General features: G+C 70.4%; 22 protein-coding genes and 1 riboswitch. Of the genes, 10 read left to right on the top strand and 12 right to left on the bottom strand.

The genetic code is table 11. From position 1 onward, the window contains the following. The first annotated feature begins 61 nt into the window (after positions 1-61). Positions 62-1,033, top strand: coding sequence for an Acg family FMN-binding oxidoreductase (locus ACSHV8_RS49175; protein WP_436527374.1), 972 nt, complete (start codon positions 62-64; stop codon positions 1,031-1,033). Positions 1,034-1,265: 232 nt separating this feature from the next. Here ACSHV8_RS49175 and ACSHV8_RS49170 read toward each other — a convergent pair whose 3' ends face one another. Further along, a complete protein-coding gene (locus ACSHV8_RS49170) occupies positions 1,266-2,921 on the bottom strand; it encodes a sulfatase-like hydrolase/transferase (RefSeq protein WP_436527373.1) in 1,656 nt (551 codons plus the stop codon). Between the two features lie 97 nt (positions 2,922-3,018). On the opposite strand from ACSHV8_RS49170, the gene ACSHV8_RS49165 reads away from it, so the two are divergent. The 3 genes from ACSHV8_RS49165 to ACSHV8_RS49155 are packed head-to-tail and all read left to right on the top strand — an operon-like array spanning position 3,019 to position 7,336. Then, complete coding sequence (locus tag ACSHV8_RS49165) at positions 3,019-3,636, top strand: TetR/AcrR family transcriptional regulator (RefSeq protein WP_436527372.1); 618 nt, start codon at positions 3,019-3,021, stop codon at positions 3,634-3,636. Beyond that, positions 3,627-5,363: an ABC transporter ATP-binding protein gene (locus ACSHV8_RS49160; protein ID WP_436527371.1), complete on the top strand. Its 1,737-nt coding sequence runs from the start codon at positions 3,627-3,629 to the stop codon at positions 5,361-5,363. The genes ACSHV8_RS49165 and ACSHV8_RS49160 overlap by 10 nt, the downstream gene beginning before the upstream one ends. Next, entirely contained in the window at positions 5,360-7,336 is a 1,977-nt protein-coding gene (locus ACSHV8_RS49155; protein WP_436527370.1) for an ABC transporter ATP-binding protein, read from the top strand. Before ACSHV8_RS49160 ends, ACSHV8_RS49155 begins: the two co-directional genes overlap by 4 nt. A 54-nt stretch (positions 7,337-7,390) precedes the next feature. On the opposite strand, the gene ACSHV8_RS49150 is transcribed toward ACSHV8_RS49155, so the two are convergent. From ACSHV8_RS49150 to ACSHV8_RS49115, 8 genes are all read right to left on the bottom strand, one after another. Next, positions 7,391-10,777, bottom strand: a complete 3,387-nt coding sequence (locus ACSHV8_RS49150) for a Calx-beta domain-containing protein (protein WP_436527369.1) — start codon at positions 10,775-10,777, stop codon at positions 7,391-7,393. 15 nt (positions 10,778-10,792) lie between these two features. Further along, a riboswitch (cyclic di-GMP riboswitch) is annotated at positions 10,793-10,871 on the bottom strand. A gap of 218 nt (positions 10,872-11,089) precedes the next feature. Then, positions 11,090-11,254, bottom strand: coding sequence for a hypothetical protein (locus ACSHV8_RS49145; protein WP_436527368.1), 165 nt, complete (start codon positions 11,252-11,254; stop codon positions 11,090-11,092). A 305-nt stretch (positions 11,255-11,559) separates the two neighbouring features. Further along, positions 11,560-12,177: a response regulator gene (locus tag ACSHV8_RS49140; protein WP_436527367.1), complete on the bottom strand. Its 618-nt coding sequence runs from the start codon at positions 12,175-12,177 to the stop codon at positions 11,560-11,562. After that, positions 12,174-13,310, bottom strand: a complete 1,137-nt coding sequence (locus ACSHV8_RS49135; RefSeq protein WP_436527366.1) for a sensor histidine kinase — start codon at positions 13,308-13,310, stop codon at positions 12,174-12,176. The genes ACSHV8_RS49140 and ACSHV8_RS49135 overlap by 4 nt, the downstream gene beginning before the upstream one ends. Next, complete coding sequence (locus ACSHV8_RS49130) at positions 13,307-14,125, bottom strand: ABC transporter permease (protein WP_436527365.1); 819 nt, start codon at positions 14,123-14,125, stop codon at positions 13,307-13,309. Before ACSHV8_RS49130 ends, ACSHV8_RS49135 begins: the two co-directional genes overlap by 4 nt. After that, complete coding sequence (locus ACSHV8_RS49125) at positions 14,122-14,958, bottom strand: ABC transporter ATP-binding protein (protein ID WP_436527364.1); 837 nt, start codon at positions 14,956-14,958, stop codon at positions 14,122-14,124. The genes ACSHV8_RS49130 and ACSHV8_RS49125 overlap by 4 nt, the downstream gene beginning before the upstream one ends. Positions 14,959-15,154: 196 nt before the next feature. Next, positions 15,155-15,916: an ABC transporter permease gene (locus ACSHV8_RS49120; protein ID WP_436527363.1), complete on the bottom strand. Its 762-nt coding sequence runs from the start codon at positions 15,914-15,916 to the stop codon at positions 15,155-15,157. Then, complete coding sequence (locus ACSHV8_RS49115) at positions 15,913-16,833, bottom strand: ABC transporter ATP-binding protein (protein ID WP_436527362.1); 921 nt, start codon at positions 16,831-16,833, stop codon at positions 15,913-15,915. The genes ACSHV8_RS49120 and ACSHV8_RS49115 overlap by 4 nt, the downstream gene beginning before the upstream one ends. A 249-nt stretch (positions 16,834-17,082) precedes the next feature. Here ACSHV8_RS49115 and rnhA point away from each other — a divergent pair, with 249 nt between their 5' ends. Genes rnhA through ACSHV8_RS49100 form a run of 3 tightly spaced genes read left to right on the top strand, consistent with a single transcriptional unit; the run spans position 17,083 to position 18,666 of the window. Then, the gene (rnhA, locus tag ACSHV8_RS49110; protein WP_436527361.1) at positions 17,083-17,547 is read left to right on the top strand and encodes a ribonuclease HI; all 465 of its coding nucleotides are present in this window, start codon (positions 17,083-17,085) and stop codon (positions 17,545-17,547) included. Positions 17,548-17,607: 60 nt separating this feature from the next. Next, on the top strand, positions 17,608-18,027 hold the full coding sequence (locus ACSHV8_RS49105; protein WP_436527360.1) for a MarR family winged helix-turn-helix transcriptional regulator: 420 nt from the start codon (positions 17,608-17,610) through the stop codon (positions 18,025-18,027). Between the two features lie 54 nt (positions 18,028-18,081). Continuing rightward, complete coding sequence (locus ACSHV8_RS49100) at positions 18,082-18,666, top strand: TIGR03086 family metal-binding protein (protein WP_436527359.1); 585 nt, start codon at positions 18,082-18,084, stop codon at positions 18,664-18,666. Between the two features lie 66 nt (positions 18,667-18,732). Here ACSHV8_RS49100 and ACSHV8_RS49095 read toward each other — a convergent pair whose 3' ends face one another. Together ACSHV8_RS49095 and ACSHV8_RS49090 are read right to left on the bottom strand one after the other, a co-directional pair. Further along, the gene (locus ACSHV8_RS49095) at positions 18,733-19,455 is read right to left on the bottom strand and encodes a hypothetical protein (protein ID WP_436527358.1); all 723 of its coding nucleotides are present in this window, start codon (positions 19,453-19,455) and stop codon (positions 18,733-18,735) included. A 63-nt stretch (positions 19,456-19,518) separates the two neighbouring features. Then, positions 19,519-22,263 (bottom strand): ATP-binding protein, encoded by a 2,745-nt coding sequence (locus tag ACSHV8_RS49090; protein ID WP_436527357.1) that lies wholly within the window; start codon positions 22,261-22,263, stop codon positions 19,519-19,521. Between the two features lie 115 nt (positions 22,264-22,378). Here ACSHV8_RS49090 and ACSHV8_RS49085 point away from each other — a divergent pair, with 115 nt between their 5' ends. Next, the gene (locus ACSHV8_RS49085; protein WP_436527356.1) at positions 22,379-22,627 is read left to right on the top strand and encodes an SCO4226 family nickel-binding protein; all 249 of its coding nucleotides are present in this window, start codon (positions 22,379-22,381) and stop codon (positions 22,625-22,627) included. Between the two features lie 90 nt (positions 22,628-22,717). Here the strand turns inward: ACSHV8_RS49085 and ACSHV8_RS49080 are convergent, their stop codons facing one another. Continuing rightward, positions 22,718-23,761 carry an intradiol ring-cleavage dioxygenase gene (locus ACSHV8_RS49080; RefSeq protein ID WP_436527355.1) on the bottom strand — a complete coding sequence of 348 codons (1,044 nt, stop codon included), beginning with the start codon at positions 23,759-23,761 and terminating at the stop codon, positions 22,718-22,720. A 181-nt stretch (positions 23,762-23,942) separates the two neighbouring features. On the opposite strand from ACSHV8_RS49080, the gene ACSHV8_RS49075 reads away from it, so the two are divergent. Further along, on the top strand, positions 23,943-24,479 hold the full coding sequence (locus ACSHV8_RS49075; RefSeq protein WP_436527354.1) for an ArsR/SmtB family transcription factor: 537 nt from the start codon (positions 23,943-23,945) through the stop codon (positions 24,477-24,479). Next, the gene (locus tag ACSHV8_RS49070) at positions 24,479-25,729 is read left to right on the top strand and encodes an MFS transporter (protein WP_436527353.1); all 1,251 of its coding nucleotides are present in this window, start codon (positions 24,479-24,481) and stop codon (positions 25,727-25,729) included. Before ACSHV8_RS49075 ends, ACSHV8_RS49070 begins: the two co-directional genes overlap by 1 nt. Positions 25,730-25,740: the final 11 nt, after the last annotated feature.

Below are 25,740 nucleotides of genomic sequence, written 5' to 3'. Positions count from 1 at the left end.
GCCGGTGGGGGCGGGACCTTTGGCCTTAACGGGGTCCGGCCGGCGCGGTGACCATAGGGTTATGAGCGAGGTCAAGCAGGCACTGGCGCAAGCGGCGGACGCGGCCCGGTACGCCCCGTCGATCCACAACACCCAGCCGTGGCGGTGGGTGGTCCGGGGCGGGCGGCTGGAGCTGTTCGCGGTGACCGGACGGCAGCTCCGGGCGCAGGACCCGGAGGCCCGGATGCTGCTGGTCAGCTGCGGCGCGGCGCTGCATCACGCCCAGGTGGCGCTGGACGCGGAGGGCTGGGGGTACACGGTTGCTCGGCCCGGTTCCCTGACTTCGGACGCGCCGCTCGCGGTCATCACGCCCGGTGAGCGCCGGACGGCCGAGCCGGAGGCTGTGCGGCACCTGCAGATGCTTCAGGTACGACGTACCGACCGGCGGACCGTCCGTGACGAACCCGTGCCCGAGCCGGTGCTCGACGAGCTGGTCAAGGCGGCCGAGCCGGCCGGGGCGCGACTGCACCTGCTCGGCCGGGACCAGGTGCTCGACCTCGCGGTGGCGGTGGAACGGGCCCAATCGGCGGAGGACGCCGACGATCGGGCCCGCGCCGAGCTGGCCGGCTGGGTCGGCGGCGAGCGGCCGGACGGCACCGGCATCCCGTCGTCGGCGCTGCCCGCGGAAGTGCCACTGACCACGGTCGCGGAGCGTGACTTCCAGACCGCCGGTACGGTCGCTGCGGGCGACGGACACGACAATTCAGCGGTGTACGGCGTTCTCCACGGCCCCGGCGACGCCGAGTCCGACTGGCTGCGGGCCGGTGAGTCGCTGAGCCGGTTGTGGCTGGCCGCCACCGAGCACGCGGTGAGTGTGCTGCCGCTCAGCGGGCCGGTGGAGGTGCCGTTCACCCGGGCCGCGCTGACCCGGATGCTCGGCGGTACCGGCGTTCCGTACCTGGCGCTCCGCCTCGGACTCCAGGATCCGGCCCAGGCCGCGCCCCCGCACACCCCGCGCCTCCCGGCCACCCAGGTGATCACCGTCGAGGAGTAACCCCGGCTCCCTCTGGGCTTGGTCGAAAGGATGCGGGCGTGGGCGGGTTTGTTGCTCTGACCGCAACCACCCGACCACGTCGCCCTTGCGGGCCTCGCGTCCTGGGCGCGCCAGCGCCCTGCGAGGACCGGAAGGGTCCCCGCGGGAGCGACGGTCTGTACCCCGGCGGACCGAGGCAATGAAGAATGTGATCTTGATTTTGAGGTGAAGGACGAAGCGAACTCGCGCCTGACTAATGGGGGTCGCCCTCGGGGCCGAAGGCGGTCAGGAAGCGGTCGCGGAATTCGTTCATCGGCCAGACCGGGGCGTTCGGGGCGGGTTTGACGCTGCTGGTCCAGCCCCAGGACGTGATGCGGTCGAAGACCTTGGGGTCCTTGGCGACGATGGTGATCGGGACGTCGTGGGTGGCGTTCTGGCCGACGACGACCGAGGCGGGCTGGTGGTCGCCGAGGAAGACCATGACCAGGTTGTCGTCGCCGTACTTGGTGGCCCAGTCGATCAGGCTGTCGACCGAGTAGGCGATCGAGCGGGCGTACTCGGTCTTGATCTTGCTGTCGTCCTTCCAGACGGTCTTCGGGTCGGTGGTCCTGGCCTGCGGGCCGTAGACGCTGCCGTCGCCGAGCTGGTCCCAGTCGAGCATGCTGGGGACCGGGGCCCACGGGGTGTGGCTGGAGGTCAGGGTGATCTCGGCGAGCAGCGGGCCGCGGCCGGCGCGGGAGTACTCGTTCTTCTGGAACTGGGCCAGGGCGTACTGATCGGGCATCGGTGACCAGCTGAACTGCGGGCCGTGGTAGTTCAGCGCGGCCTTGTCGTAGACCTGGTCGTAGCCGTAGAACTGGCCCTCCGGCCAGGCGTAGATGACGCCCGGCTCGATGCCGACCGTGCGGTACCCGGCGCTCTTGAACGTCTTGGTCAGGGTGAGCCGGTCGGTGGCCATCAGGCTGCGGTAGCGCGACTCGTTGTTGACCCACATCCCGGACAGGAACGTCGAGTGGGCCAGCCAGCTGCCGCCACCGGCGGTGGAGGACGTGAGGAAACCGCTGCGGGCGGCGAAGCCGGCCTTGGCCAGTTTCTGGTCACCGTCGGCCAGGGCGGTCAGCACGGAACCGTTGAACGCCGGGTTCTCGACCGCGTCCCGACCGTAGCTCTCGATGAACGAGATGACCACGTCCTTGCCGCGCAGGGCGGTGAGCAGCTGGTCGCCGGGGCGGTCCCGGTACGCGTCGTTGTCGACCTCGGCGACGAACTTCCGCTTGTCGGCGAGGTCCTTGGGCAGCGCCAGCGCGGTGTCCTGGGCCAGGTCGGAGGCGGCGTGGGCGGCGACCGGGATGCCGCCGATCAGCTGGTAGCTCATGGTGAACAGGGCGACCCAGGCGACCGCGGCCGCGCCCAGGCCGCTCCAGGCGATCCGGCGGTGACCGATCGCGACCACCGTCAGGCGCATCAACGCCCAGGTCATGCCCACGATCAGCAGGACCGCGAGCAGGATGGCGCCGATCGCGACGCCGATCGACGACGCCTTGCCGATCGAGTCGATCAGGAAGTTGAAACCGTCGTCGAAGAGCGTCCAGTCCAGGACCGGGTCGAAGCGCCGGGCCAGGACGTAGAAGAAGCCGATGTCGACGAGCTTGATGACGGTGAGCCCGCCGAGCAGGACGCCCAGGCCGGCGGCCAGCCAGCGGCGCCACTTCCGGGGAGTGACCAGCAGAACCGCGCCGGCGATCAGGCCCTCGACGGGGATCCGCACCAGCGCGGTGTACCAGTGATTGCCCGGCGGGAGACGGGTGATCTGGTCCGGCAGGATCAGCGCGAGGAAGACGAGGACTGCGGCGAAACCCGTGGTCACATGGCGGATGACCCGGCGGTACGGCTTGCTTGGTTGGCTCACGTTTACTTGATACGCCCTCGTCCCGGTTCTGGTTCGACAGGGGCCCCATGACAAAAGTCAGTGGATGAGTGAGTGCTCGCTCATTAGGCTGTGCGCCGTGGAGAACAGACGCAGACGGCAACCGGCCCTGGCGCCGGACGAGCGGCGGGCCGCGTTGATCGCCGCGACCATCCCGCTGCTGCACGAGCATGGGGTCGAGGTGAGCACCCGGCAGATCGCCACCGCGGCCGGGGTCGCCGAGGGCACCATCTTCGGCGTCTTCAGCAACAAGAACGAGCTGGTGGTCTGCTCCGTGGTCAAGGCGCTCGACGTGCAGCCGACGCTCGACGCGCTGGCCGCCATCGACCCGGCGGCCGCCCTGCGGGTCCGGCTGCTGGCCGCGGCCGAGATCGTGCACGCCCGGTTCACCGAGAACGCGAGCTTGATGCACGCCGCGCGCCGGCTGATCATCACCGGCGACAGCAGCCCGGAGGCGCGGGACCGGATGACCTCCACCCGCGGGCAGCTGATGACCGCGGTGACCGAGGTTCTGGAGCCGGACGCGGCCCGGCTGCGGGTCTCACCGGCCAAGGCGGCGCGGCTCCTGCTGCTCTACTGCGGCGCCAACACGTTCGGACCGTTCGGCGACAGCGAGCAGTTCAGCGGCTCGGAGCTGGCGTCGTTGCTGCTCGACGGCATTCTCATCGACGAGGGGGAGCAAGCGAAGTGCTCATGAAACTGCTTCGCGTCCATCTGCGGCCGTACTGGAACACGATCGGCCTGATCGTGCTCTTCCAATTCCTGCAGACGCTCGCGACGCTCTACCTACCAACCCTGAACGCCGACATCATCGACAAGGGTGTCATCGCGGGTGACACCGGATACGTGATGCGGGTCGGCGGCGGGATGCTCGGCATCACCGTACTGCAGATCGCGGCGCAGGTCGTCGCCGTGTATTTCGGCGCGCGCACCGCCATGGCGGTCGGCCGGGACGTCCGCGAGTCGATCTTCAGCCGGGTGCAGACGTTCTCGGCCCGCGAGGTCGGCCAGTTCGGCGCGCCCTCGCTGATCACCCGGACCACCAACGACGTGCAGCAGATCCAGATGCTGGTGCTGCTCACGTTCACGCTGATGGTCTCGGCGCCGATCATGTGCGTCGGCGGCATCGTGCTGGCGCTGCGCCAGGACGTGCCGCTCTCCTCGCTCCTACTGGTGATCATCCCGATCCTGATCGGCGTGGTCGCCCTGATCATCAGCCGGATGCGGCCGCTCTTCCGCAGCCTGCAGGTCAAGCTCGACCGGGTCAACCAGGTCATGCGCGAGCAGATCACCGGCATCCGGGTGATCCGGGCGTTCGTCCGCGACGACCGGGAGAAGGCGCGCTACGAGGTCGCCAACGACGACCTCACCCAGGTCTCGCTGAAGGCCGGCAAGATCATGGCGCTGATGTTCCCGACCGTGATGCTGATCGTGAACATCTCCAGCATCGCTGTGCTCTGGTTCGGTGGGCACCGGATCGACAGCGGCCACATGCAGGTCGGCGCGCTCACCGCGTTCCTGAGCTACCTGATGCAGATCCTGATGTCGATCATGATGGCCACCTTCATGTTCATCATGATCCCGCGGGCCGAGGTCTGCGCCGAGCGCATCCAGGAGGTGACCGGCACCGACACCTCGGTGACGCCGCCTGCGGCGCCGATCACCGAGGTGATCAGACATGGCGAGTTGGAACTCAACGATGTCAGCTTCCGCTATCCCGGGGCTGAGGCCGCAGTGCTTTCCGATGTACGTCTCATCGCCCGGCCCCGCGAGGTGACCGCGATCATCGGGTCCACCGGCAGCGGCAAGACCACCCTGCTCAACCTGATCCCCCGGCTGTTCGACGTCAGCGAGGGCTCGGTGCTGGTCGACGGCGTGGACGTGCGCGAGCTCGACGTCGACCTGCTGTCCCGGCTGGTCGGCATCGTGCCGCAGCGGCCGTACCTGTTCACCGGCACGATCGCCACCAACCTGCGCTACGGCAACCCGGACGCCACCGACGAGGACCTCTGGGAGGCCCTGGAGATCGCGCAGGCCAAGGGTTTCGTCGAGGCGATGGACGGGCAGCTCGACGCCCCGATCGCGCAGGGCGGCACCAACGTCTCCGGCGGCCAGCGGCAGCGGCTCGCCATCGCCCGGGCGCTCGTGCACCGGCCGGAGATCTACCTGTTCGACGACTCGTTCTCGGCGCTCGACTACGCCACCGACGCCGCGCTGCGGGCCGCGCTCACCGAGCACATCGCCGACGCGACGGTCGTCATCGTCGCGCAGCGGGTCAGCACGATCCGGGACGCCGACCGGATCGTCGTGCTCGACGACGGCCGCGTGGTCGGGACCGGGACGCATGAGGAACTGATGGACGGCAATCCGACGTACCGGGAAATCGTTCTTTCCCAGCTCACCGAGCAGGAGGCCAACGCATGACCGCGCCCAACCGGCCGCCCGCGCGACCGATGGGTGGCCCGCCGGCCGCCCGGATGATGATGGGAGCCGGCGGTCCGCCGGAGAAACTGCAGGACTTCAAGGGCTCGACCAAGCGCCTGCTCAAGATGCTCGCGCCGCAGCGGATGCTGGTCGGCCTGGTGCTGCTCTTCGGGGTGGCCTCGGTCACCCTGTCGGTGCTCGGGCCGCGGCTGCTCGGGCACGCCACCGACGTGATCTTCAACGGTGTGCTCGGCAAGAAGCTCGGCGAGTCGCTGCCGCCCGGCACCACCCGGGAACAGGCCGTCGAGATCCTGCGCCAGAGCGGTCAGAACAAGATGGCCGACCTGCTGGCCGCCACGAAAGACGTGGTCCCCGGACAGGGCATCGACTTCGACAAGCTGATGCACGTGCTGGCCTGGGTGGCCGTGATCTACCTGTTCGCCTGGGTGTTCGGCGTGTTCCAGGGCCGGGTCACCGCCCGCGTCGTGCAGACCGCCGTCTTCGACCTGCGCAACCAGGTCGAGGCCAAGCTGTCCCGGCTGCCGCTGTCCTACTTCGACAAGCAGGCGCGCGGCGAGGTCCTGAGCCGGGCCACCAACGACACCGACAACATCGCACAGACCCTGCAGCAGACGTTCGCCCAGCTCATCACCGCCCTGCTGACGGTCGTCGGCGTACTGGGAATGATGTTCTGGATCTCGCCTCTGCTGGCCCTGATCGCGCTGATCACCATCCCGGTGTCGTTCTTCCTGACCAAGGCGATCGGCAAGCGGGCGCAACCCCAGTTCGTCGCCCAGTGGAAGACCACCGGCCAGCTCAACGGGCACATCGAGGAGATGTTCACCGGGCACTCGCTGGTCAAGGTGTTCGGGCGCCAGCACGAGGCCGAGGCGACGTTCCGGGAACACAACGACAAGCTGTTCGCGTCCAGTTTCCGCGCGCAGTTCATCTCCGGACTGATCCAGCCGGCCATGATGTTCATCAGCAACGTGAACTACGTGCTGGTCGCGGTCGTCGGCGCGCTGCGGGTGACCTCCGGGTCGCTGTCGCTGGGTGACGTGCAGGCCTTCATCCAGTACTCGCGGCAGTTCAGCCAGCCGCTGACCCAGGTGGCCAGCATGGCGAACCTGGTGCAGTCCGGCGTGGCGTCCGCCGAGCGGGTGTTCGCCCTGCTCGACGCCGACGAGCAGACCCCGGACCCGGATCCGGTGGACATCCCCCGGGTCGAGGGGCGGATCGCGTTCGAGAACGTGTCGTTCCGCTACACGCCGGACAAGCCGCTGATCGAGAACCTGTCGCTGTCGGTCGAGCCCGGACAGACCGTCGCCATCGTCGGGCCGACCGGGGCCGGCAAGACCACACTGGTCAACCTGCTGATGCGGTTCTACGACGTGACCGGTGGACGGATCACCCTGGACGGGGTGGACATCGCGACCATGCCCCGTGAACAGCTGCGCGAGCAGATCGGGATGGTGCTCCAGGACACGTGGCTGTTCGGGGGGACGATCGCCGAGAACCTCGCGTACGGCGCCGACTCCCACGACCAGGAGGAAGTCGTCCGGGCGGCCGAGGCCGCGCACGTCGACGGGTTCGTCCGGATGCTCCCCGAGGGCTACGAGACGACGATCGACGAGGAGGGGTCGAACGTCAGCGCCGGTCAGAAACAGCTGATCACGATCGCGCGGGCGTTCCTGGCCGAACCCAGCATCCTGATCCTGGACGAGGCGACCAGCTCGGTCGACACCCGCACCGAGGTGCTGATCCAGCGGGCGATGAACACGCTGCGGACCGGACGCACCAGCTTCGTGATCGCGCACCGGCTCTCCACCATCCGCGACGCCGACCTCATCCTGGTGATGGAGAACGGGACGATCGTGGAGCAGGGGACACACGATCAGCTGATCGAGGCCGAGGGGGCGTACGCGCGGTTGTACTCGGCGCAGTTCGCCCAGGCCGTCGCCGAGGTGGACTGACATGGAACGGGGGCGGCCGTGAGGCCGCCCCCGTTGTTTCGGGTCAGTTGATGCTTACTTGATGGTGATGGTCTTCGTGGCCGAGTAGCCGGCGTTGATGCCCATACCGGTGTTGCCGGAGACCAGGGCCCGCAGCGTCAGCTTGGTGCCCGACCGGAAGCTCCAGGTCCCCTTGTAGCCGGTCGCCGTGGTCTTGCCGGAGGCGACCGTCACCCACGAGTTGCCGCTCTTGCGCTGGATGGTGACCGTCTGGCCGGAAGCCTTCGGGTTACCCGCCACCGCGGCGGTCAGCTTGCCCTTGGTCGTCGACACGGTGAGTGCCGGCGACTGGGTCAGCTTGATCGTCCGCAGCGAGGTGGTCCAGTCCCCGGTCCGCACCCAGAACGACCAGCCCGAGGTGATCGCCCGCGGCGAGAACCGGAAGTTGCCGTCGTGGTCGGCCATGGTCGTGGCCAGGACCTTCATGCCCTGCTTGTCCATCGCGGGCAGTGCCGCGCCGTGCAGTTCGACCTCGGAGCCCGGGGTCGCCCGGCCCCACGCGGTGACCGAACCGGTGCCCTTCGCCGGACCGGTCAGGGTCAGGGTCGGCGCGATCGGCGGAACCGTGTCGTCCGACTTGATGGTGACCGTCGAGTCGCCGTTGATGATCTGCGCGCCGAGCGGGTTCGGGTTGCTGATCCGGACCGAGAACGTCTCGTCGCTCTCCTGGTCCATGTCGTCCAGCAGCGGAACCTTGATCCACGCCTTCATCGTGCCCGGCGGGACCGTCAGGACACCCTTGGTCAGGACGTAGTCCTTGCCCTGCTTGGCCGAGCCGTCCGCGGTGTTGTACTGCAGCGTCACGTTCTGCGTGGTCGACGTCGCGTCACCGGTGAAGCTGAGGTCGACCGGAACCTGCGCCCAGCCGTCCTTCTCGTTGGCCGTCACGTCGCCGATGGTGGACGCCGGCGGAGTGTCCAGCGGGTCGTCGGCGATCTTGTAGGTCCCGATGGCCGGCGCGAAGCCGGTCAGCGCACCGGTGATCTCGTTCGCCGTGACGATGAACGACTCGGTCGGCTCGTCGATCTGGTCTTCCAGGGTCGGCACCGTCCAGCTGTAGGTCGGTGTCGTCGCCGGCGTGATCTCGGTCAGCGCACCCGAGTACCCACGCGGGATGCTGAGCTTGGTGGCGGTGAGCGAGTCGGGCGCCTTGAAGTCCGCGCCCGGCGTGGCCGGGTCCTTGTCGGCGCCGCCGACGGTCAGACCCAGGATGTACGGGTACTCGGAGACACCGACGATCTTGCCGGTGACGGTGAGGTCCCCGCCCTCGGTCACGTTGCTGTTGTTGAAGGTCAGGGTCGGCAGCGCGTCGTCGTTGCCGATCGTGACCACAGCGGTGTGCTTGACGTACGGCGTGCTCGCGAAGTCGACGTCGGAGCTGCTCGTCGCCACGAGAACGCTCAGCGACTGGTCCTTCTCGTACACCGTGTCGCCGTTGATCGGGATGCTCAGCGTCCCGGTCTTGTCACCGGCCTTGATCACCACGGTCGTGGCGGACGGCTGGTCGTAGTCCTTGTCACCCGCGAGGCTGCCCGTGGACACCGCGGTGTCCGCACCGTTCGGGAAGCTGTAGGTGAACGTGGTGTCCGACGCGGACGGCGCGCTCAGCGTGATCGGCACCTGGGCCAGCGTGGTGCCGCTGTTGCCCTCCTTGACCGAGACGTCACCCACGTTGAACGTGGGCTTGGCGTCGGCCTCCCCGGCCTCGGTGATGCCGATGGTGGAGTCCCCAGCGTTGCCGATGGTGCCGGTCGAGCTGGACAGCGTGATCTTGAAGTTCTCGGGACCCTCCAGGACCGTGTCGCCCAGGATCGTGACCGGGATGTAGTCGGCCCAGTTGGTGGTGTCCGTGTTCGCGGGGATGGTGATGCTCCCCGAAGCGGCCTTGTAGTCCGAGCCGGCCTTGGCCGTGCCGTCCTTGGTCGTCCAGTCGATCTTGATCGGGACCGGGTAGGTGCCGGCCGCGGCCGTGACCTTGATCTTCTGGACCTTCTCGCCCGAGTCGCCTTCCGGCAGCGGGTCACCGTTGTTACCCGGAGCCGCGATGACGGTCGCGAGGGTGATGTTCGGGCCGGCCGTAAGGTCGTTGATGATGCCGACACCGGAGGCCTTCGTGGTGCTGACCGTCAGGTCGGTGACCGGCGCGGAGAGCGTCAGCTTGGTGTTCTCCGCACCCTCGAACGCGCTGTCCGTGGCCGTCTTCACGGAGATGTTCCGGCCCGGGGCGTACGCCGGGATCGGCGCCGCGTGCGGTGCGCTGCTGATGTAGGTGCTGTCCGGCGTGTCGAGGTCGGCCAGGGCGCTCGCGTTCGAGCCGGTCATGGCCGTGCCCGGCGAGTTGTAGTACGACACCGACAGGTTTGGCGAGTCGGACGGGTGATCCAGGGTCACCGGGTAGGTGAGGTAGCCGCCCTCGTCCGCCGGCGCGGTGGCATCCCCGACCGAAGCCACCGGCGGGTCGTCATCATCGGTGATGGTGATGGTGCTCGTGTCCGTCGTGGACGGCGTGGTCGCCAGCACGGTCGGCGTGCCCGCGGACACGACGGTGAAGGTCTGCCCGCCGACGTTCGTCTCGTCGACCGCGTCGTCGTAGAGCTGAACCGAGGTGCTGCCGGTGTAGGTGAAGGCCGGAATGGTGATCGTCGCGGTGGCCGGAAGCGCGTCGAAGTCGCGCAGTTCGCCACCGGCGGACGTGGCGCCCGTGATACCGGCGGGGCCGTCGACCGTCTTCACCGGGAGGGTGACCGGATGCGGCAGGGGGCTGGTCAGCTTCGCCGTGATGGCGACGGTCTTCTGGACCAGGGTGCCCGACGAGTTCTTGGTCGCCGTCTCGGCGACGGTGGACGTCACCGGCGACAGCGCGAAGGTCGGATAGCTGCTGGCCGCCCAGATCGTTCCGGTACCGGACTTGTTGTTACCCAGCGTGTCGGTCGCCACCAGGCTGAACGTCTCGTCGGCGGTGTCCGCGTCCTTCTGGGTGTCCGCGGTGATCGTGATCGTGTTGGACGTGCCGGCCGCCGTCCCGGGGAAGGTGATCGTCCCGGTCCGGCTCAGACCGGTCAGGTAGTCGTTCGTGCCGATCGAGGAACTGCCGCCCGCGTAGGAGGCAACGCCCAGAGCGGTGCCGTCGGCGGTCGCGAATGTGAAGTCACCAGGAGCTGAACCCGTGTAGGTGACAGTGAAGGTGATCTTGCCACCCTCCCAGTTGCCGGCGTCGCTGATCGTCAGGTTGTCGACGGAGGACGCGTTCGCCGCCAGCGCCGGAGTCGGCACCATGACAACGGGCATCAGACCCGTCGCGGCGGCAGCGACGGTCGCCAGAACTGTCCGGATCCGCTGCCGTCCCCAGAACGTGAGCGGCACTCGCTCGTGCGGCGCCGTTTGGATTGGTCGATGACGCATTCTCTTCCTGTCTCCTTCGGCGGCTGGGCAACCTCCAGCGGGGAGGCCCCTGGCTTTGCGTCCTCGTCACCCGACGAGGTTGCCTGTTCGGTACCGCACCTTGGGGCGGTCGGGGCGCCGGCGAAACCGGCCCTCAGCAGCGCAAACACGGGACTGTCGAGCCACGTGAGGCGGAGCCATCCGTAATCTAACCGGCATAACGGACCCTTTTTGGCGGAACGCCTTTTTCCGGCGAACAATCCGAGAAACCATCACTTGCCCCGGCGAAGCGCACCGGCCGGCCGCGTGAACCCGTCCCCCGAACCGTCCCGGTCAGCGCTCTCGGCCGCCGCCCGGCTCCGCCCCGGCGACCAGGCCGGCCTCGGGAACGGTCACCGAGACCCCGGACCACGCGGGCGGGACAAACACCGCCGAGCATGCCGGAAACACCACGACAACAACAGCAAAAGCCTGACCGATTCGCGCCGGCTCATCCATGGGAGAACTCTCCTGACAGGCCTCTGAGCTGCGAGAACAGACGAATCCCGGTAATTATGGACGCCCGCTGGACCACATATCCGGCTATTACCGGTTTCTCTCGTTCATCGATTTACCTGCGCGCTGCGCCGCCCGGAAAAAATCTTTATGTCCCAGGTCCGCCGGGGTACAGACCGTCGCTCCCGCGGGGACCCTTCCGGGCTTCGCAGGGCGCTGGCGCGCCCAGAACGCGAAACCCTCCAGGGCGACGTGGTCGGTTGGTCGCGGTCAGAGCAACAAACCCGCCCACAGCCGGGAGCGGCCGGTCAGAGCAGGTCGTGGCGCATGGCCGTGGTCACGGCGGCGGTGCGGTCGGCGACGTCGAGCTTGTTGAAGACGCGAAGCAGGTGCGTCTTGACCGTGGCTTCGGAGATGAACAGCCGTTTGCCGATGTCGGCGTTGGTCAGCCCGGCCGCCACCAGCTTCAACACCTCGGTCTCGCGGGCCGACAGGGCCGGCGGCGCCGGGCTGCGCACCTGCCGGACCAGGGTCGACGCCACGCTGGGCGCGAGCACGGTCTCCCCGCGCGCGGCCGCCCGCACGGCGTCGGCGAGTTCGGCCGGGGACGCGTCCTTCAGCAGGTATCCACTGGCGCCGGCCTCGATCGCGCGCAGGATGTCCCGATCCGACTCGTAGGTGGTGAGCACCATCACCTTGATGTCCCGGTTCCCGGCGAGGATCCGCCCGGTCGCCTCGACCCCGTCCCCGCCGGGCATCCGCAGGTCCATCAGCACGATGTCGGGTCGTTCTCGCAGCGCGATCTCGGCGCCCTCGGCCCCGTCGGACGCCTCGCCGATCACGGTCAGGTCGGGTTCGGCGTCGAGCATGCCGCGCAACCCCATCCGGACCACCGGGTGATCGTCGACCAGCAGGATCCGGATCATGCGGGCACCTCCAGTTCGATCGTCGTGCCGGTGTCCGGGTCGCTGCGGACGGTGAGCGTGCCGCCGACCTGCTCGGCCCGCTGGCGCATCCCCGGCAGCCCGAACCCGTCGGTGCCGTCCGGGTCGAACCCGCGGCCGTCGTCCCGCACGACCACTCGCGCGGAAACCGGAGAATACGCGAGCAGCACGGCCACCTCGTTCGCGTGAGCGTGCCGGCGCACGTTGGTCAGCGCCTCCTGGGTCGCCCGCAGCAGCACCACCTCGACCGGGGTGGGCAGGTCACGCGGTTCACCGGTGACCCGGAAGCCGGCCGGCACGCCGGTCTCCTCGGTGAAACGGGACGCTTGACGCCGTACCGAATCAAGCAAACCGGAAGCCAGAGCGGAGGGTGAGAGGGCAGCGACGATGGCCCGGCTCTCGGCCAGATTCTCTTTCGCGGTGCGCACCGCGAGCGCCAGCCGCTCGTCGCGCAACTCCGGATCGGACGCCTGGATGAGCGTGATGATGCTGGTGAAGCCCTGGGCCAGGGTGTCGTGGATCTCACCGGCCAGCCGGGTGCGCTCGGCGGTCACCCCGGCCTCATGGGAGAGCCGCTGCACCTCGGCCCGGCTGGCCTCCAGCTCGGCGATCAGTTTCGCCCGCTCGGTGCTCTGCTGGATCACCCGGATGATCCACATCCCGAGCCAGATGCCGGCCATCGCGGAGATCGCCGAGATCACCAGGTCGTGCTTCAGGTCGCCCTGCCCGGTCACCAGGTCGACCATCGACGGAACTAGCGTGACCAGCACAACCGCGCCGATCGCGACTCGGACCGGGGCCATCTGGAAGATCAGCGGGATCATCGCGAACAGCAGCCAGGACGCGGCCGGAACGGTCGACGCGGCCACCACGAAGAGCCCGACCTGCACGGCGAGGACAGTGATCGAAAGCGGACCGTCGGGGCCGCGGGCCACCCGCCAGCCGATCGTCGCGTGCACGACCGCCAGGGCCACGATCGCCGTCCCCGCGGCCACCACGTCGCCGATCGGCTCGCCCGAGGCGAGAACCGCGGCCGCGTTGGCGGCCGCGATCACGAAGAAGTAGACGTCCCACAGGCGCGAATAGGCGACGTGGACCTCGGCCGACTCGCTCATCGGTCCTTTTCGCTCCACCGGAAGGTCGCCAGGCACAGCACCAATCCGATCACACACCATGCGCCGATCACCAACGCCGTCCGGCCCAGCTCCCACGCCCCGGCCGCTTCCAGGGATTTCATGCTGTCCGGGAGGAACACGTACCGGAAGCCCTGGCCCATCCATTTGATCGGGAAGAACGACGCCACGGTGATCAGCCACGACGGCAGCTGGGTGATCGGGTGGATGAAGATGCCGGAGATGAACTGCAGCGCCACCACCGGCACGTTCAGGATCGCGCCGGCGCTGCGGGCGTGCTTGACGATCGCGCTGACCGCCACCCCGAGCAGCGAGCACGCGGTCACCGACAGGATCATCAGCCAGGCGAACGTCAACCAGTGGCTCGCGTCCGGCAGCGGCATGTCGAAGACGAGCGTGCCGACCAGGATGAGCAGCGCCGCCTCGGCGATGCTCAGAACCAGAACCAGAATCAACTTCCCGATGAGGTACGACGTCACCGGCAGAGGCGTTCCGCGCAGGCGTTTGAGCGTGCCGTCCTCCCGGTCCAGCGCCAGCCCCGTGCCCATCGTCACGAAACCGGTGGTCAGGATGCCGTAGGCCAGCATGCTGGCCGCGTAGACCTGACTCGCGTCGACCCCGGTCTGGTCGTAGGAGTCCCCGAAGATCGTCCCGAACAGCAGCAGGAGCATCGCCGGGAACAGGAACGTGAACACCACCGCGGTCCGGTCCCGGAAGAACTGCCGCACCTCGACCCGGCCGCGGCTCAGGCTCATCGTCGTGACCGGCACCCGCTCGACTGTGGTCGTGGTCGTCATCGCCGCGCTCCGATCAGGGTCAGGTAGATGTCTTCCAGGGTCGGCCGGGTGACCGTCAGGGTCCGCAGGTCGGTGCCGTCGGCGGCCAGCTTGCGGATCAGGTCGCTCGGGTCGGCGAGCTGCTCGGTGCGGGTGCGCCCGTCCTCCTGCCAGGACACCTTGGAGCCGGCCGCGGCCCGCCCGCCCAGCGTGGCCGGGGTGCCCTCGGCCACGATCCGCCCGTCGGCCAGCACGGCCAGCCGGTCCGCGAGCGCTTCCGCCTCGTCCAGGTAGTGCGTGGTCAGCAGGATCGTCGTGCCGTCGCCGGCCAGGGTACGGATCAGGTCCCAGAACTGCCGCCGCGCCTCCGGGTCGAACCCGGTAGTCGGCTCGTCCAGGAACAGCAGCTCGGGCCGCCCGACGATGCCCAGCGCCACGTCCACCCGTCGTCGCTGTCCCCCGGACAACGTGCGGATCTTGCTGTCCCGTTTCGGGGTCAGCCCGACCAGCTCGATCAACTCGTCGGCGCCCCGCGCGTGCGGGTAGAACCCGCCCACGTGCCGCACCATCTCGGCCACGGTCAGATCGGCCGCGTCGTCGGCGTCCTGCAGCACGATCCCGATCCGGCTCCGCCAGTCCCGCCCGGCCGTGCCCGGGTCCTCCCCGAGCACCCGGACCTCCCCGCCGTCCCGCCGCCGGTGTCCCTCCAGGATCTCCACGCTCGTGGTCTTCCCGGCCCCGTTCGGCCCGAGCAGCGCGAAGATCTCCCCCCGGGCCACGACCAGGTCGATCCCGCCGACCGCTTCCCGGCCCCGGTAGGTCTTCCGGAGTCCGGTCACCTCAATGGCTTCCATGCCGACGATCGTCCCGCCCGCAGCCCCTCCCCCGGAACGACCACGCGACCGTCACCCCGTGTCCACCGATCGATGGACACGCCGCTCCCCCCGGGAGGCGCGCGCGGGCGCGGAGGGCGCGGGCGCGCAGGGCGCGAGCGCGCAAGGCGCAGGCGCGCGGCGCGCAGAGGCGGAGGGGCGCCTCAGCGGCGGTGGGTCACTCCCAGCGGAACTTGCGGGCGGCGATGGTCAGCCAGACGACCGCCCACGCCCCCAGCGCCAGCCAGATCGACAGTGGAATGCTCGTGCCGTTCATCAGGGTGTCCCGCAGCGCCTGCGCGTGCGCGGCCAGCGGCAGCAGGAACCAGCCGACCGTGCCCAGGTCGGGTGCGGCGAACATGATCCCGCCGACCGAGAGCATCAGCACGTAGATCAGCGTGGCCGCGCCGGTCGTCGTCTCCGGCTTGAGGACGCTGGCCAGGAGCAGGGCCAGCCCGCTGTACCCGGCCGCGGCCAGCACGGTCACCCCGGCGGCCGGAAGGATGTCGCCGAACTGCGGCCGCCACCCGACCAGCACCCCGACCAGCCCGAGGAACAGCACCTGCAGCACGATCTGGACCAGGATGGCCGCGACCTTGGCCAGCAGCAGCCCGGGCCGGGTCAGCGGGGAGGCGCCGAGGCGCTTGAGCACCCCGTAACTCCGCTCGTAGCCGGTCGTGATCGCCTGCCCGGTGAACGCCGTCGACATCACGGTCAGCGCGAGCACCCCGGGAACGACGAAGCCCAGCCGGTCGTCGGTCGGCAGGTTCGTCGCGTGGGTCAGGCCGGCGCCGAGCAGCACCAGCAGTGGCACGCCCATGGCCAGCACCACGGCCTCCCCGCGCCGGGCCGTGAGCAGCAGCTCCATCCGGATCTGCTTGCCGATGATGGTGCGCATGGGCGCCCGCCCGGGCGCCGGGGTGAAGGTTCCGACGCTCATTTGGTGGCTCCTACGGCAGTGCTGTGCTGGCGGGTCAGGGACAGGTAGACGTCCTCAAGGGTGCGGCGGCGGCTGCTCACCGCGGTCACGTGCGCGTCCGCCGAGGCGAACCAGCCCAGGATGTCGGCCAGGGCGTGGGTGTCCAGGGCGCCGGTGATCGCATACTCCCCCGGGGAGGTCTCGGTGACCTCGTGCCGCGCCTTCAGCGGGACCAGGTCCAGCCCCGGGTCGGCGCGGACCTCGAGCAGGTCGATGCCGGCCGCCGCGGTCAGCTCGGCCGGGGTCCCGGTGGCCGCGACCTCGCCCGACCGCATGATCACCACGTCGTCGGCCAGGCGCTCGGCCTCGTCCAGCAGGTGGGTGGTGAGCAGCACGGAGACGCCGTCGCCGCGAAGCTCCTCGATCAGCTGCCAGGTGGTGTGCCGGGCCTCGGTGTCCATGCCGGCGGTCGGCTCGTCCAGGAACACCAGCTCGGGGCGCCCGACCAGCGCGACCGCGAGGCTGAGCCGCTGCTGCTCGCCGCCGGAGAGGCGACGGAACCGCGTCTTCTCCACCTTGCGGAGGCCGAGCCGGTCGAGCAGCATGTCCGGGTCCAGCGGGTTCGCCGCGAACGAGGCGAACAGGCGGAGGATCTCCCCGGCCGCGGCCCACGGGTAGACGCCGCCGGACTGCAGCATGATGCCCAGGCGCGGCATCAGCGCGTCGTGCTCGGCGACCGGGTCCAGCCCGAGGATGCGGGCCGTGCCGGCGTCCGGCTGGCGGAAGCCCTCGCAGACCTGGAGCAGGCTGGTCTTGCCGGCGCCGTTGTGCCCCAGCAGGGCGAGCACCCGCCCGCGCGGGGCGCACAGCGACACCCCTTTGACGGCTGTCGTGTCGCCGTAGCGCACCACGACGTCTCGTACCTCAACCGCGGCCACGTCGCCACCCACCATGAGCTCCGCCCATCCGATCCGCCTCCGGCCACGATACGGCGGCCGTGACCGGGGCCCGCCCGGGGCGGCCCGTGGATGGCCTCTCTCACTCGTCACGTGCCTTCACCCCCTCGATGTCTGCCACCACTCTTCTCCTCCGGCCGCGCCGCCGCGCCCTACCGAAGAACCCCCCACCCGTACTTTCGGCCGGTCGCCCTCCTTCTCCGGGCCGGCGGTTTCGATAGGGTTCGCGGCATGAGTGAGCCGAGCCACGTCGTCGAGATCTACACCGACGGGGCCTGCGCGCCGAATCCCGGACCGGGCGGCTGGGGTGCGGTCCTGCGCTGGGGCAGCGCCGAGAAGGATCTGTGCGGCGGCGAGGCGACCTCGACGACGAACAACCGGATGGAGCTGATGGCCCCGATCCGCGCGCTGGAGATGCTGAACCGCGCCCCGCTGACCGTCGACATCTACACCGACAGCGTCTACGTGCGGGACGGCATCACCAAGTGGGTCGCGCGCTGGCGGGCCAACGGCTGGCTGACGTCGGCCCGCCAGCCGGTCAAGAACGTCGACCTCTGGCAGCGTCTCGACGAGGCGGTCCGCCGGCACGAGGTCCGCTGGCACTGGGTGAAGGGGCACGCCGGCCACCCCGAGAACGAGCGCGCCGACCGCCTCGCCGCCCGCGGCCTCCAGGAAGCGGTCGCCGCCGCCCGCTGACCCACCGAGCCCACGGCCCGGGAAGAGCCACCCACCGCTACGGCGTGAAAAGCTGCGCGGATGGCTAGGGAAGATCTCGGCGCGATGGCGGCCCGGCTCGTGCGCCGCCTGATCGCGATGGAACAGCCGATTCTGGCTCGCCACGGGGTGACCATGTGGGCCTACGTCGTCCTGAACGGGCTGGCCGAGGGCGCGGTCCGGACTCAGGCGGCGCTCGCCACGAGCATCGGCGCGGACAAGACCCGCCTCATCCCGGTCCTCGACGACCTGCAGAAACGCGGGTTGATCGAGCGCGAGCCGGATCCGGCCGACCGACGCGTCCGGCTCCTCGGCCTGACTCCGGAGGGCCGCGACGTGCATCGGGCGATCCGGCAGGAGATCCGGGCGGCCGAAGACCTGCTGATGGTCACCGTTTCCCAACCTGACAAAGACGCCTTCTTGCGTACGTTGTCCGCCCTGGCCGACCACCCAGCCACCTGATCGCGGCGCCTTCACGAGGTTGACTAATCGTAGGCACAGGTAGATCGTAAGCTCATGCCTACGATTACTCCGGAACTCCACGCCTCCGTCGTCCGCGCCACGATCGACCTGGTCGCCCGGGCCACCGTCGCCGACCTGACCCGCCCGACCCCGTGCACCGGCTGGGACCTGGGCGACCTGCTGGCCCACATGACCGTCCAGCACCTGGGCTTCGCCGCCGCCGTCGAGGGCCACGGCCCCGACCTCGCCCGATGGAAGCCGGTCAGGCCGGGCGCCGATTTCTCCGACCGGTACACCGAAGCCGCCGAGACCGTATTGCAGGCCTTCGCCGCCCCGGACGCCCTCGACCGCGAGGTCCACCTGCCCGAACTGAGCACCGACCGCACTTTCCCGGCCCGGATGGCGCTCGCGTTCCACCTGGTCGACTACGTCGTCCATGGCTGGGACGTCGCCACCACGCTGTCCCGGCCGTTCAGCCCGCCCGCCGAGGTCCTGGCCACCACCCTCCCGATCGCCCGTTCCGTGCCGAACGGCCCGGAACGGCTGGCCCCGGGCGCGGCCTTCGCCCCGGCCCACCCGATCACCCCCGGCACCGACCCTCTCACCGAGATCCTCCTGCTCTTGGGCCGCCGGCCCTGACCAAAGCCGGCCCCGACCAAAGCCGACGCTGGCCAAAAGCCAATCCAGATCAGCGGCCGGGAAGCCTCACTGCCCGCGCGGACGCGGCACCGGCGGATCGGCCGGATCCTCGGGCCGCCGCACCTTGGCCCGCGCCACCCGATCAGCGGCCAGCTTGTAGGTCGCCGCCTGCACCAGCTCGTCGGGCACGGTGTGCCGCCCGCCCCGCTCCGGCTCGGCCGAGTGCCGCGCCCGAGGCTGCGGCACCGACGCCCCACCGTCAGAGGCCGGAACGGCCGACTGCGGCGAAGAAGCCGGCAGGGGCGTGGATTCCGCGGACCACTGCGGATCCGGCAGCGACGAGTAGCTCACCCCACCCTCCGCGGCCGGAACGGGCAGCCCCGGAACCACATGCGGCGCCGGTGCCGGAAACCCGAAGCCCGGCGGCATCCCCACCGGCCCGGCCGCAGCCGAGCCGGGAGCGGGAGCCGAGGGAGAGGCCGGAGCGGGAGCCGAAGCGGCCGGCATGGGCGCCGACACCTCCTCGACGGGCTCCGATTCACCCGATCGGGCACCCTCCTCCCCCACCACCGCGGACGCCCGGACCGCCCCGCGCCGCCGGGGCCCGGCCACCCGGGCCGCCATGCTGAACACCCTGCGGGCGGCATGGTCATACCCGTCCCGGTACGCCTCTTCCCGCTCCTCCCCGCTCATCCGCCGCTCGTGCAGCCGCCCCAGCGCATACCCGGCGCAGCCCATGAACAGGCCGACCAGGACGAGCAGGATGACGGTGTTCCCCGGTGCGCTCATGCGGGAGATTGTGCCGATGGGATAGACCACGAGCTATGGCCCGTTTGAATTACCCCGATGGAATTAGCTTGTCGGCTCAACCGTGGCGAGCCATCCGGCGATCTGGGTCCGCCGGGCCACGCCGAGCTTGGTCCGGATGTGTTCCACGTGGGCGGCCACGGTCCGCGGCGAGATCACCAGCTGCCCGGCGATCTCCCGGTCGGTCCGCCCGGCCGCGACGAGCCGCGCCACTTCGAGTTCCCGGGCCGTGAGCAGGGACGATTCGGTCGAGTCGGCGGCCGCCGGGGTTCCGGCGAGCCACGCCGCGGGCAGCACCCCGAACGTCGATCGGGCGGCCGTGACCAGGGCCGCCGCTTCGCCCGGCCGCCGGGACCGGTGGGCGCATCGGGCCTGGTCGAGCCGGACCGCGGTGCCTTCCCAGAAGCGCCGGCGGGCGGTCCAGAACTCGGCCGCCGCGGCCAGTGCCGTGCGGGCTTTCCCGGTCTGCCCCTCGGCCAGGTGGATCAACCCCCAGGCGTGGTCGAGCGCGCCCAGGGTTCCCGGAATCCCCCGTTCGAGGAGCGGTTCCGACACCCGGGTGACCCACTCCCGGGCCGCGGTGGGTCCCCCACTCCCCAGGTATGCCCGGGTGCCGGTCACGACGTACGGGAAAAGGTAGGAAGCGTCCCCGACCGCGGCCGAGGCCGCCCAGCCCTCCTCGCACCGGGCGATGGCCGCGCCGGGGTCGTCGGCCAGGAGCGCCAGCTCGGCCAGCCCCCACCAGGCCGGCGAGACGCGCTGCAGCTCGCGCATGGCCCCGCCGAGCTCAGCGGCCTCGGTCAGGGCGGTCCGGGCCGCCGCCGGGTCACTGACAAGAGCGGCATATCCCAGTACGTGCAATGCGGTGATCCGGGTCGTGATCCCGCCCCGCCCGTCGGCCAGGGCGGCCCGCGCCTGCGTCTCGGCACCGGCCAGGTCCCCGGTCGCCCAGCGGACGTGGGCCAGGTGGGCGGCCATGTAGTGCCGGTCGTTGAACCGTTCGACCCGTTCCGCGTAGGCGATGCCGGCGGTCAGCCAGCGTTCCGCCCGGTCGTATTCGACCAGCACCGACGTGGACGAGCCGAGCATCCGGTACGCCCGCGCGGCCTCCCGTTCGAGGTTGGCCGCCCGCGCCCGCTCGATGACGCTTTCCAGCAGCTCACAGCCTTCGTCGAGGCGGCCCAGGAAGAGCAGCACGGATCCGACCGTGGCGTCCAGGTCGAGGTCCGGGATGGCCCCGTAGAGCCGGCGAGCCATCGAGCCGTCGGCCAGCGCCTCGGTCAGCCGCCGGTCCAGCATGTAGGCCGCGGCCAGCGCCGCGTGCAGGCGGGCGCGGGTCACCCCGGCCGACTGTGCCAGCCCGGCTCGCAGGGCGGAGACCCGCTCGTCGAGGCCGTCCCCGAGCAGGTGCCGCACCGCGACCCAGCCGGGCAGCAGTCCCGCCGCCGCGTCCGGGTCGCCCGCTTCGATCCACAGTTCATGAGCTTGTGAGTACGCCCGGTCGGCGCCGAGGTTGTCGTCGATCGCGGCCAGTTCGGCGGCGTAGGCGGCCAGCAGCGACGCCCGGTCGGCCCCGGGGGCGGCGGTGCGCAGCGCGCGGCGGTAGAGCTCGGCCGCCTCCTGGTGCGCGAAGAGCGCGGCGGCCTCGGCGGCGGCGCTCACCGCGTACGGGAAAGCGTCGGGGAATCGTTGTGCGCGCTCGAACTGGTCGCTGACGAAGGCCGCCGCGAACCCGGCCCGGACCGCGGCCTCGGCCGCCTTCCCGTGCAGGTCACGCCGCCGCAGCGGGGTGAGGTCGGCGTAGAGCGCGTCCCGGATCAGCGCGTGCCGGAAGTCGTAGGCCAGCCCGTCCCCGCGCGCCTGCACGAAGAACCGTTCGCCCAGCTCACGCAGCGCCGCGTCGATCGTCGCGGGCGCGAGACCGGTGATCGCCACCAGCAGGTCCAGGTCGAACGACCGGCCCAGCACCGACGCCACCCCGGCCAGTTCGCGGGCGTCCGGGCCGAGCTGCTCGGCGCGGAGCAGAACGGCGTCGGCCAGGGTGTCCGGCACCCCGTCGGGCGCGGCCAGGAACTCCTCGACGTGCAACGGGATGCCGTCGCTGCGGTCGAACACCGTGGCGATCCGGGCCGGGATCGTGCCGGTGATCGCGGCCGCCAGTGCCGCGGTGTCGTCGCGCCCGAGCCGCGGCAGCCGGATCTCCTCGGCGTGACGCTGGGTGAGCAGCCGGGTCCGCCACATCCGCATCGGCACGCGCGGGTACAACTCGTCGCTGCGGTACGTCCCGACCAGCAGGATCGGCAGCGCCCGGGCGCGCGTGGCCAGCCGGGCGAGCACGTCCAGGGTGAGGTCGTCGGCCCAGTGCAGGTCTTCCAGGGTGATCAGCATCGGACGCGGGGCGGCGGCGACCCGCTCGATCATCTCGGTCAGGTCGGCCACCAGCAGCCGCCGGTGGCGTTCCGGGTCGCCCTCGGCGCCGTCGCGTAACCGGAGCCGGATCCGGTCGCCCGTGGCCGCGGTCGACGGATCCCGTCGCAGGGCGGCGCCGAGGTCGGTGAGCAGGCCCCCGGCCACTTCGGTGTCGCCCGGGACGGCGGCCGCGCCGAGCACGGTGAAGCCCGCCGCGCCGGCGCGCCGGCTGATCTCCCGGAGCAGGCGGGTCTTGCCGATGCCGGCCTCGCCGGCCAGCAGGAGCAGCTCGCCGCGGCCCTGGGCGGCTTCGGACAGTCGCCGGTCGGCGAGTTCGAGCAGGTCGTTCCGTCCGATCAGGACCGGACTACTGAGGGTCACAGCGGAACTTTAGGAGGCGAACTTCGGCTTCCTAGGTGTTATGACCGATGTCCGACGGCGCCGCCGGGGGCAGGCTGTAGCGACAGGCACAACGCCACAGCGAGGGGATGTTCCGATGGCGAAGTTCATGGACGTGCACGACGGTTTCTTCGGGGTCACCGCCGAGCAGCTGAACGCGGCGCACGACGCCGATCTCAAGATCGAGGGTGAGGAGGGCGTGCACTTCGAGCGCGCCTGGCTCGACCCCGAGGCCGGCAAGGTCTTCTGCCTGAGCACCGGTCCGAGCAAGGAGGCCGTGATGCGCGTGCACGAGCGCGCCGGCCACCCCACCACGCAGGTCTTCGAGCTGACCGCCGAGGTCTGAGTGGGATGACCGGGACGCGGGTTCGCTTGGGGGCCGGCCCGCGTCCCGGTTTTCACGATCAAAACAATTATCGGGTACGTCGTGAGCCCGTCACCAGCTGAACGGGTTCCACCAGTGCCGTTCCTTCTTCTTCTGCGGCTGCTGCTGCCTCCCGGTCGGCTTCGGAGCGGCGGCGGTCCTGGTCGCGCTCGCCGTCGCGCTGGCGGACGCACCGGCCCTGGTCGACGCGCCGGCGCTCGCGCTCGGCGACACGCTAGGCGCTCCCGAGGGCGGCGCACCGGACGGGGCCCCGGAGGGCGGCGTGCCACCGCTCTGCTCGGTCCCGGCCGGGTCGACCGCGGCGGTCAGTCTCGCCACGAAGCCGGCCGAGACGCTGCCGGTGACGGTGGCCAGTTCCCGGGCCGCCGAGTCGTCGCCGAACACGTTGTCCGTGGCCAGGGTGACCTGGCTGAGGTTGGTGACGCTCCTGCTGTAGCCGTCGGTGGCGTAGACCAGGTCGGCGAACTCCTCCGGGATAGCGATCTGTGAGGTCTTGACGATCGGTCCGTCGCCGCTCGTCGCGTTGGCCAGTGACGAGTACACCTCGAAGTGGATGTGCGGCCAGCGCCCCGAGTAGCAGGCCGGGAAGATGCTGGTGAAGGTGACCGTGCCGGTCGAGTCGGTCTCCTGGATGCCGCGCAGGTAGTTCTCGCCGGTGATCCCGGTGGAGTAGAGCGAGTAGTTCCCGTCCCGGTCGCAGTGCCAGGCGTAGACCGCCGCCCCGGTCACCGGCGCACCTTCCAGGTCCACCACGGTGATCGAGAACTCCAGCGGGACGCCCTCGGCCACGGTCGTCGAGGTGCCGAACGACGACCGGATGTCGCTGCGGACGATGCCGGACTCGGTGCGCACGTCGACACCGTTGGAGCCGTCGGCCGGGTACGGCCCGGCGGTCTCCGACTCGACCTCTTCGAGGGTCGCCGCCGAGGCCGTCCCGGACGTGCCGACGATCGCTCCGGTGACCATGACGGCCGCGCCGGCGCCGCCGATCAGGGTGAGCATCCGCCGCCGGTTCATCGTGCCGAGGTCGAACGCCAGACCCTTGTCGTGGACCTCGCGAACGTAGGCCGCGTTGTCCTGCTCCTGCTCAGTCACGAGTGTGCCGCCTTTCCTGAATGCCGCCTGAGATGACGCCGGAAAGCGAAACATCGACATTTGTGCGAGCACTGTCATGTACCTATGTCCGGGATAAGCCCGGCGTGGACATCTTTGTCAACAACTCCCGGATTAGTAAAGAGCTGTTGCGCAACAACTCTTTACCATGCATGCTGGCGTCATGGCTGAGATCAGAGACGAGGCCGCGCTCAAGGCCGTCGCCCACCCGCTGCGCCGCCGGCTGCTCGACGCGATGCGGGTCGACGGCCCCTCGATGCCCAGCGCCCTGGCCCGCGCCACCGGTCAGGCGGTCGCCAACGTGAGCCACCACCTGCGCGTGCTGGCCGAGGCCGGCCTCATCGAGGAGGCCCCCGAGCTGGCCCGCAACCGCAAGGAGCACTGGTGGCGGATGGCCGATCCGCGCATCGAGTGGAACCCGGCCGACTTCTCGCCGGAGGCCGCCGACGCCGCCGACGCGATCGGCCTGCAGCGCCAGCTCGACCTGATCCACTCCTGGATCGGCAGTCCCGCGTCGCGCACCGAACCGTGGGGCACCAGTTCGTTCGCCACCGACGCCTGGCTGCGCCTCTCCCCCGAGGAGCTGGCCGAGCTCGGCGACGAGATCAACGCGCTGCTCACGAAGTATCGGGGCCGCCCGGAACGGGAGGACCGGGAGCCGGTCTTCGTGCTGGGCCGCGGATTCCCGGCGAGGCCGTGATGTCGCTGCTCGCCGACAACGACTTCCGCAAACTCTGGGGCGGCCTGACCGTCAGCCGGCTCGGCAGCGCGGTCGCCTCGGTGGTCACGCCGCTGATCGCCGTGCAGGTGCTGGACGCCGACGCGCTCACGGTCAGCCTGCTCACCGCCGCCGCCTGGCTGCCCTGGCTGCTGATCGGCCTGCCGGCCGGCGCCTGGGTCGACCGGGTCGCGAAACGCCCGGTGATGCTGGCCTGCGACGTGGTCAGCGCGCTGCTGGTCACCAGCGTCCCGCTGACCGCCTGGGCGGGCCGGCTCACGATCGTCCACCTGCTGATCGTCGCGCTGTTCACCGGCGTCGCGGCGGTCTTCTTCGAGGTCGCGTACACCGGCTATCTGCCCGCCATGTTCGGCCCGGACCAGCTGATCCAGGCCAACGCGCTGGCCAACGGCAGCAGCTCGGCCGCCCAGATCGCCGGCCCGGCGCTCGGCGGGCTCCTCGCCGCGACCGCCGGCGCGGTCACCGGCCTGGTCATCGACGCGGCCAGCTTCGCCGTCTCGTTCCTCGGCCTGGTCGCGATCCGCCGCCCCGAGAAGCCGGTCGCCCGGGCCGCCCGGGACGGCATCGCCCGCGAGATCCGGGCCGGCCTGCGCTGGCTCGGCCGGGACCGCTACCTGCGCAACCTCATGACGCACGGCGCGGTCAGCAACCTGGCGCTGAACGGGTACGGCGCGATCATCGTGGTCTTCCTGGTCCGCGACGTCGGTGTCAGCACCGGCACGGTCGGGCTCCTGCTGTCGGCCTCCGGGCTGGGCGGGGTCGCCGCCGCGAGCGCGGTTCCCTTCCTGGTACGGCGTTTCGGCGCCGCCCGTGCCCTGCGCGCGGTCAAGGCCGCGGCCGGCTTCTCGTCGCTGCTCATCCCGTTGACCGGCCCGGGCGCGGGGCTGACCGCGTTCGCCACCGGGACGGCGCTGATCGCCGCGTTCGTGGTCGCCGGCAATGTGATCGCGGGCAGCTTCCGGCAGGCCTACGTGCCGGCCGAGCTGCTCGGGCGGGTGCTGACCGCGATGCAGTTCGTCAACTTCGGCACGATTCCGCTCGGCGCCGTCCTCGGCGGGGTGCTCGCCACGGCGTACGGAAATCGGGTCTCGATCTTGATCATGACCGTGACCTATGCGCTGGCCGGCCTGATCATCCTGCTCGGGCCGTTCCGGGGCCGGCGGGATCTTCCGGCGGCCGTCTCGGGTGCGGCGCTTTTAACCGTTCGGTAATACTCTGGGCG

Origin of the sequence: Actinoplanes sp. HUAS TT8 (genome assembly GCF_051380535.1) — a bacterium.
Taxonomy (GTDB): domain Bacteria; phylum Actinomycetota; class Actinomycetes; order Mycobacteriales; family Micromonosporaceae; genus Actinoplanes.
The sequence above is the reverse complement of the archived record's forward strand: the minus strand, read 5'-3'. Positions and strand labels throughout refer to the sequence as shown.

What these genes read in the sequence shown, in the direction of transcription:
- ACSHV8_RS49175 (WP_436527374.1), top strand. Translation starts at nt 62, where the DNA reads ATGAGCGAGGTCAAGCAGGCACTGGCGCAAGCGGCGGACGCGGCCCGG.
- ACSHV8_RS49155 (WP_436527370.1), top strand. Translation starts at nt 5,360, where the DNA reads ATGACCGCGCCCAACCGGCCGCCCGCGCGACCGATGGGTGGCCCGCCG.
- ACSHV8_RS49150 (WP_436527369.1), bottom strand. Translation starts at nt 10,777, where the DNA reads ATGCGTCATCGACCAATCCAAACGGCGCCGCACGAGCGAGTGCCGCTC.
- ACSHV8_RS49145 (WP_436527368.1), bottom strand. Translation starts at nt 11,254, where the DNA reads ATGGATGAGCCGGCGCGAATCGGTCAGGCTTTTGCTGTTGTTGTCGTG.
- ACSHV8_RS49140 (WP_436527367.1), bottom strand. Translation starts at nt 12,177, where the DNA reads ATGATCCGGATCCTGCTGGTCGACGATCACCCGGTGGTCCGGATGGGG.
- ACSHV8_RS49135 (WP_436527366.1), bottom strand. Translation starts at nt 13,310, where the DNA reads ATGAGCGAGTCGGCCGAGGTCCACGTCGCCTATTCGCGCCTGTGGGAC.
- ACSHV8_RS49130 (WP_436527365.1), bottom strand. Translation starts at nt 14,125, where the DNA reads ATGACGACCACGACCACAGTCGAGCGGGTGCCGGTCACGACGATGAGC.
- ACSHV8_RS49125 (WP_436527364.1), bottom strand. Translation starts at nt 14,958, where the DNA reads ATGGAAGCCATTGAGGTGACCGGACTCCGGAAGACCTACCGGGGCCGG.
- ACSHV8_RS49120 (WP_436527363.1), bottom strand. Translation starts at nt 15,916, where the DNA reads ATGAGCGTCGGAACCTTCACCCCGGCGCCCGGGCGGGCGCCCATGCGC.
- rnhA (WP_436527361.1), top strand. Translation starts at nt 17,083, where the DNA reads ATGAGTGAGCCGAGCCACGTCGTCGAGATCTACACCGACGGGGCCTGC.
- ACSHV8_RS49105 (WP_436527360.1), top strand. Translation starts at nt 17,608, where the DNA reads ATGGCTAGGGAAGATCTCGGCGCGATGGCGGCCCGGCTCGTGCGCCGC.
- ACSHV8_RS49100 (WP_436527359.1), top strand. Translation starts at nt 18,082, where the DNA reads ATGCCTACGATTACTCCGGAACTCCACGCCTCCGTCGTCCGCGCCACG.
- ACSHV8_RS49095 (WP_436527358.1), bottom strand. Translation starts at nt 19,455, where the DNA reads ATGAGCGCACCGGGGAACACCGTCATCCTGCTCGTCCTGGTCGGCCTG.
- ACSHV8_RS49085 (WP_436527356.1), top strand. Translation starts at nt 22,379, where the DNA reads ATGGCGAAGTTCATGGACGTGCACGACGGTTTCTTCGGGGTCACCGCC.
- ACSHV8_RS49075 (WP_436527354.1), top strand. Translation starts at nt 23,943, where the DNA reads ATGGCTGAGATCAGAGACGAGGCCGCGCTCAAGGCCGTCGCCCACCCG.
- ACSHV8_RS49070 (WP_436527353.1), top strand. Translation starts at nt 24,479, where the DNA reads ATGTCGCTGCTCGCCGACAACGACTTCCGCAAACTCTGGGGCGGCCTG.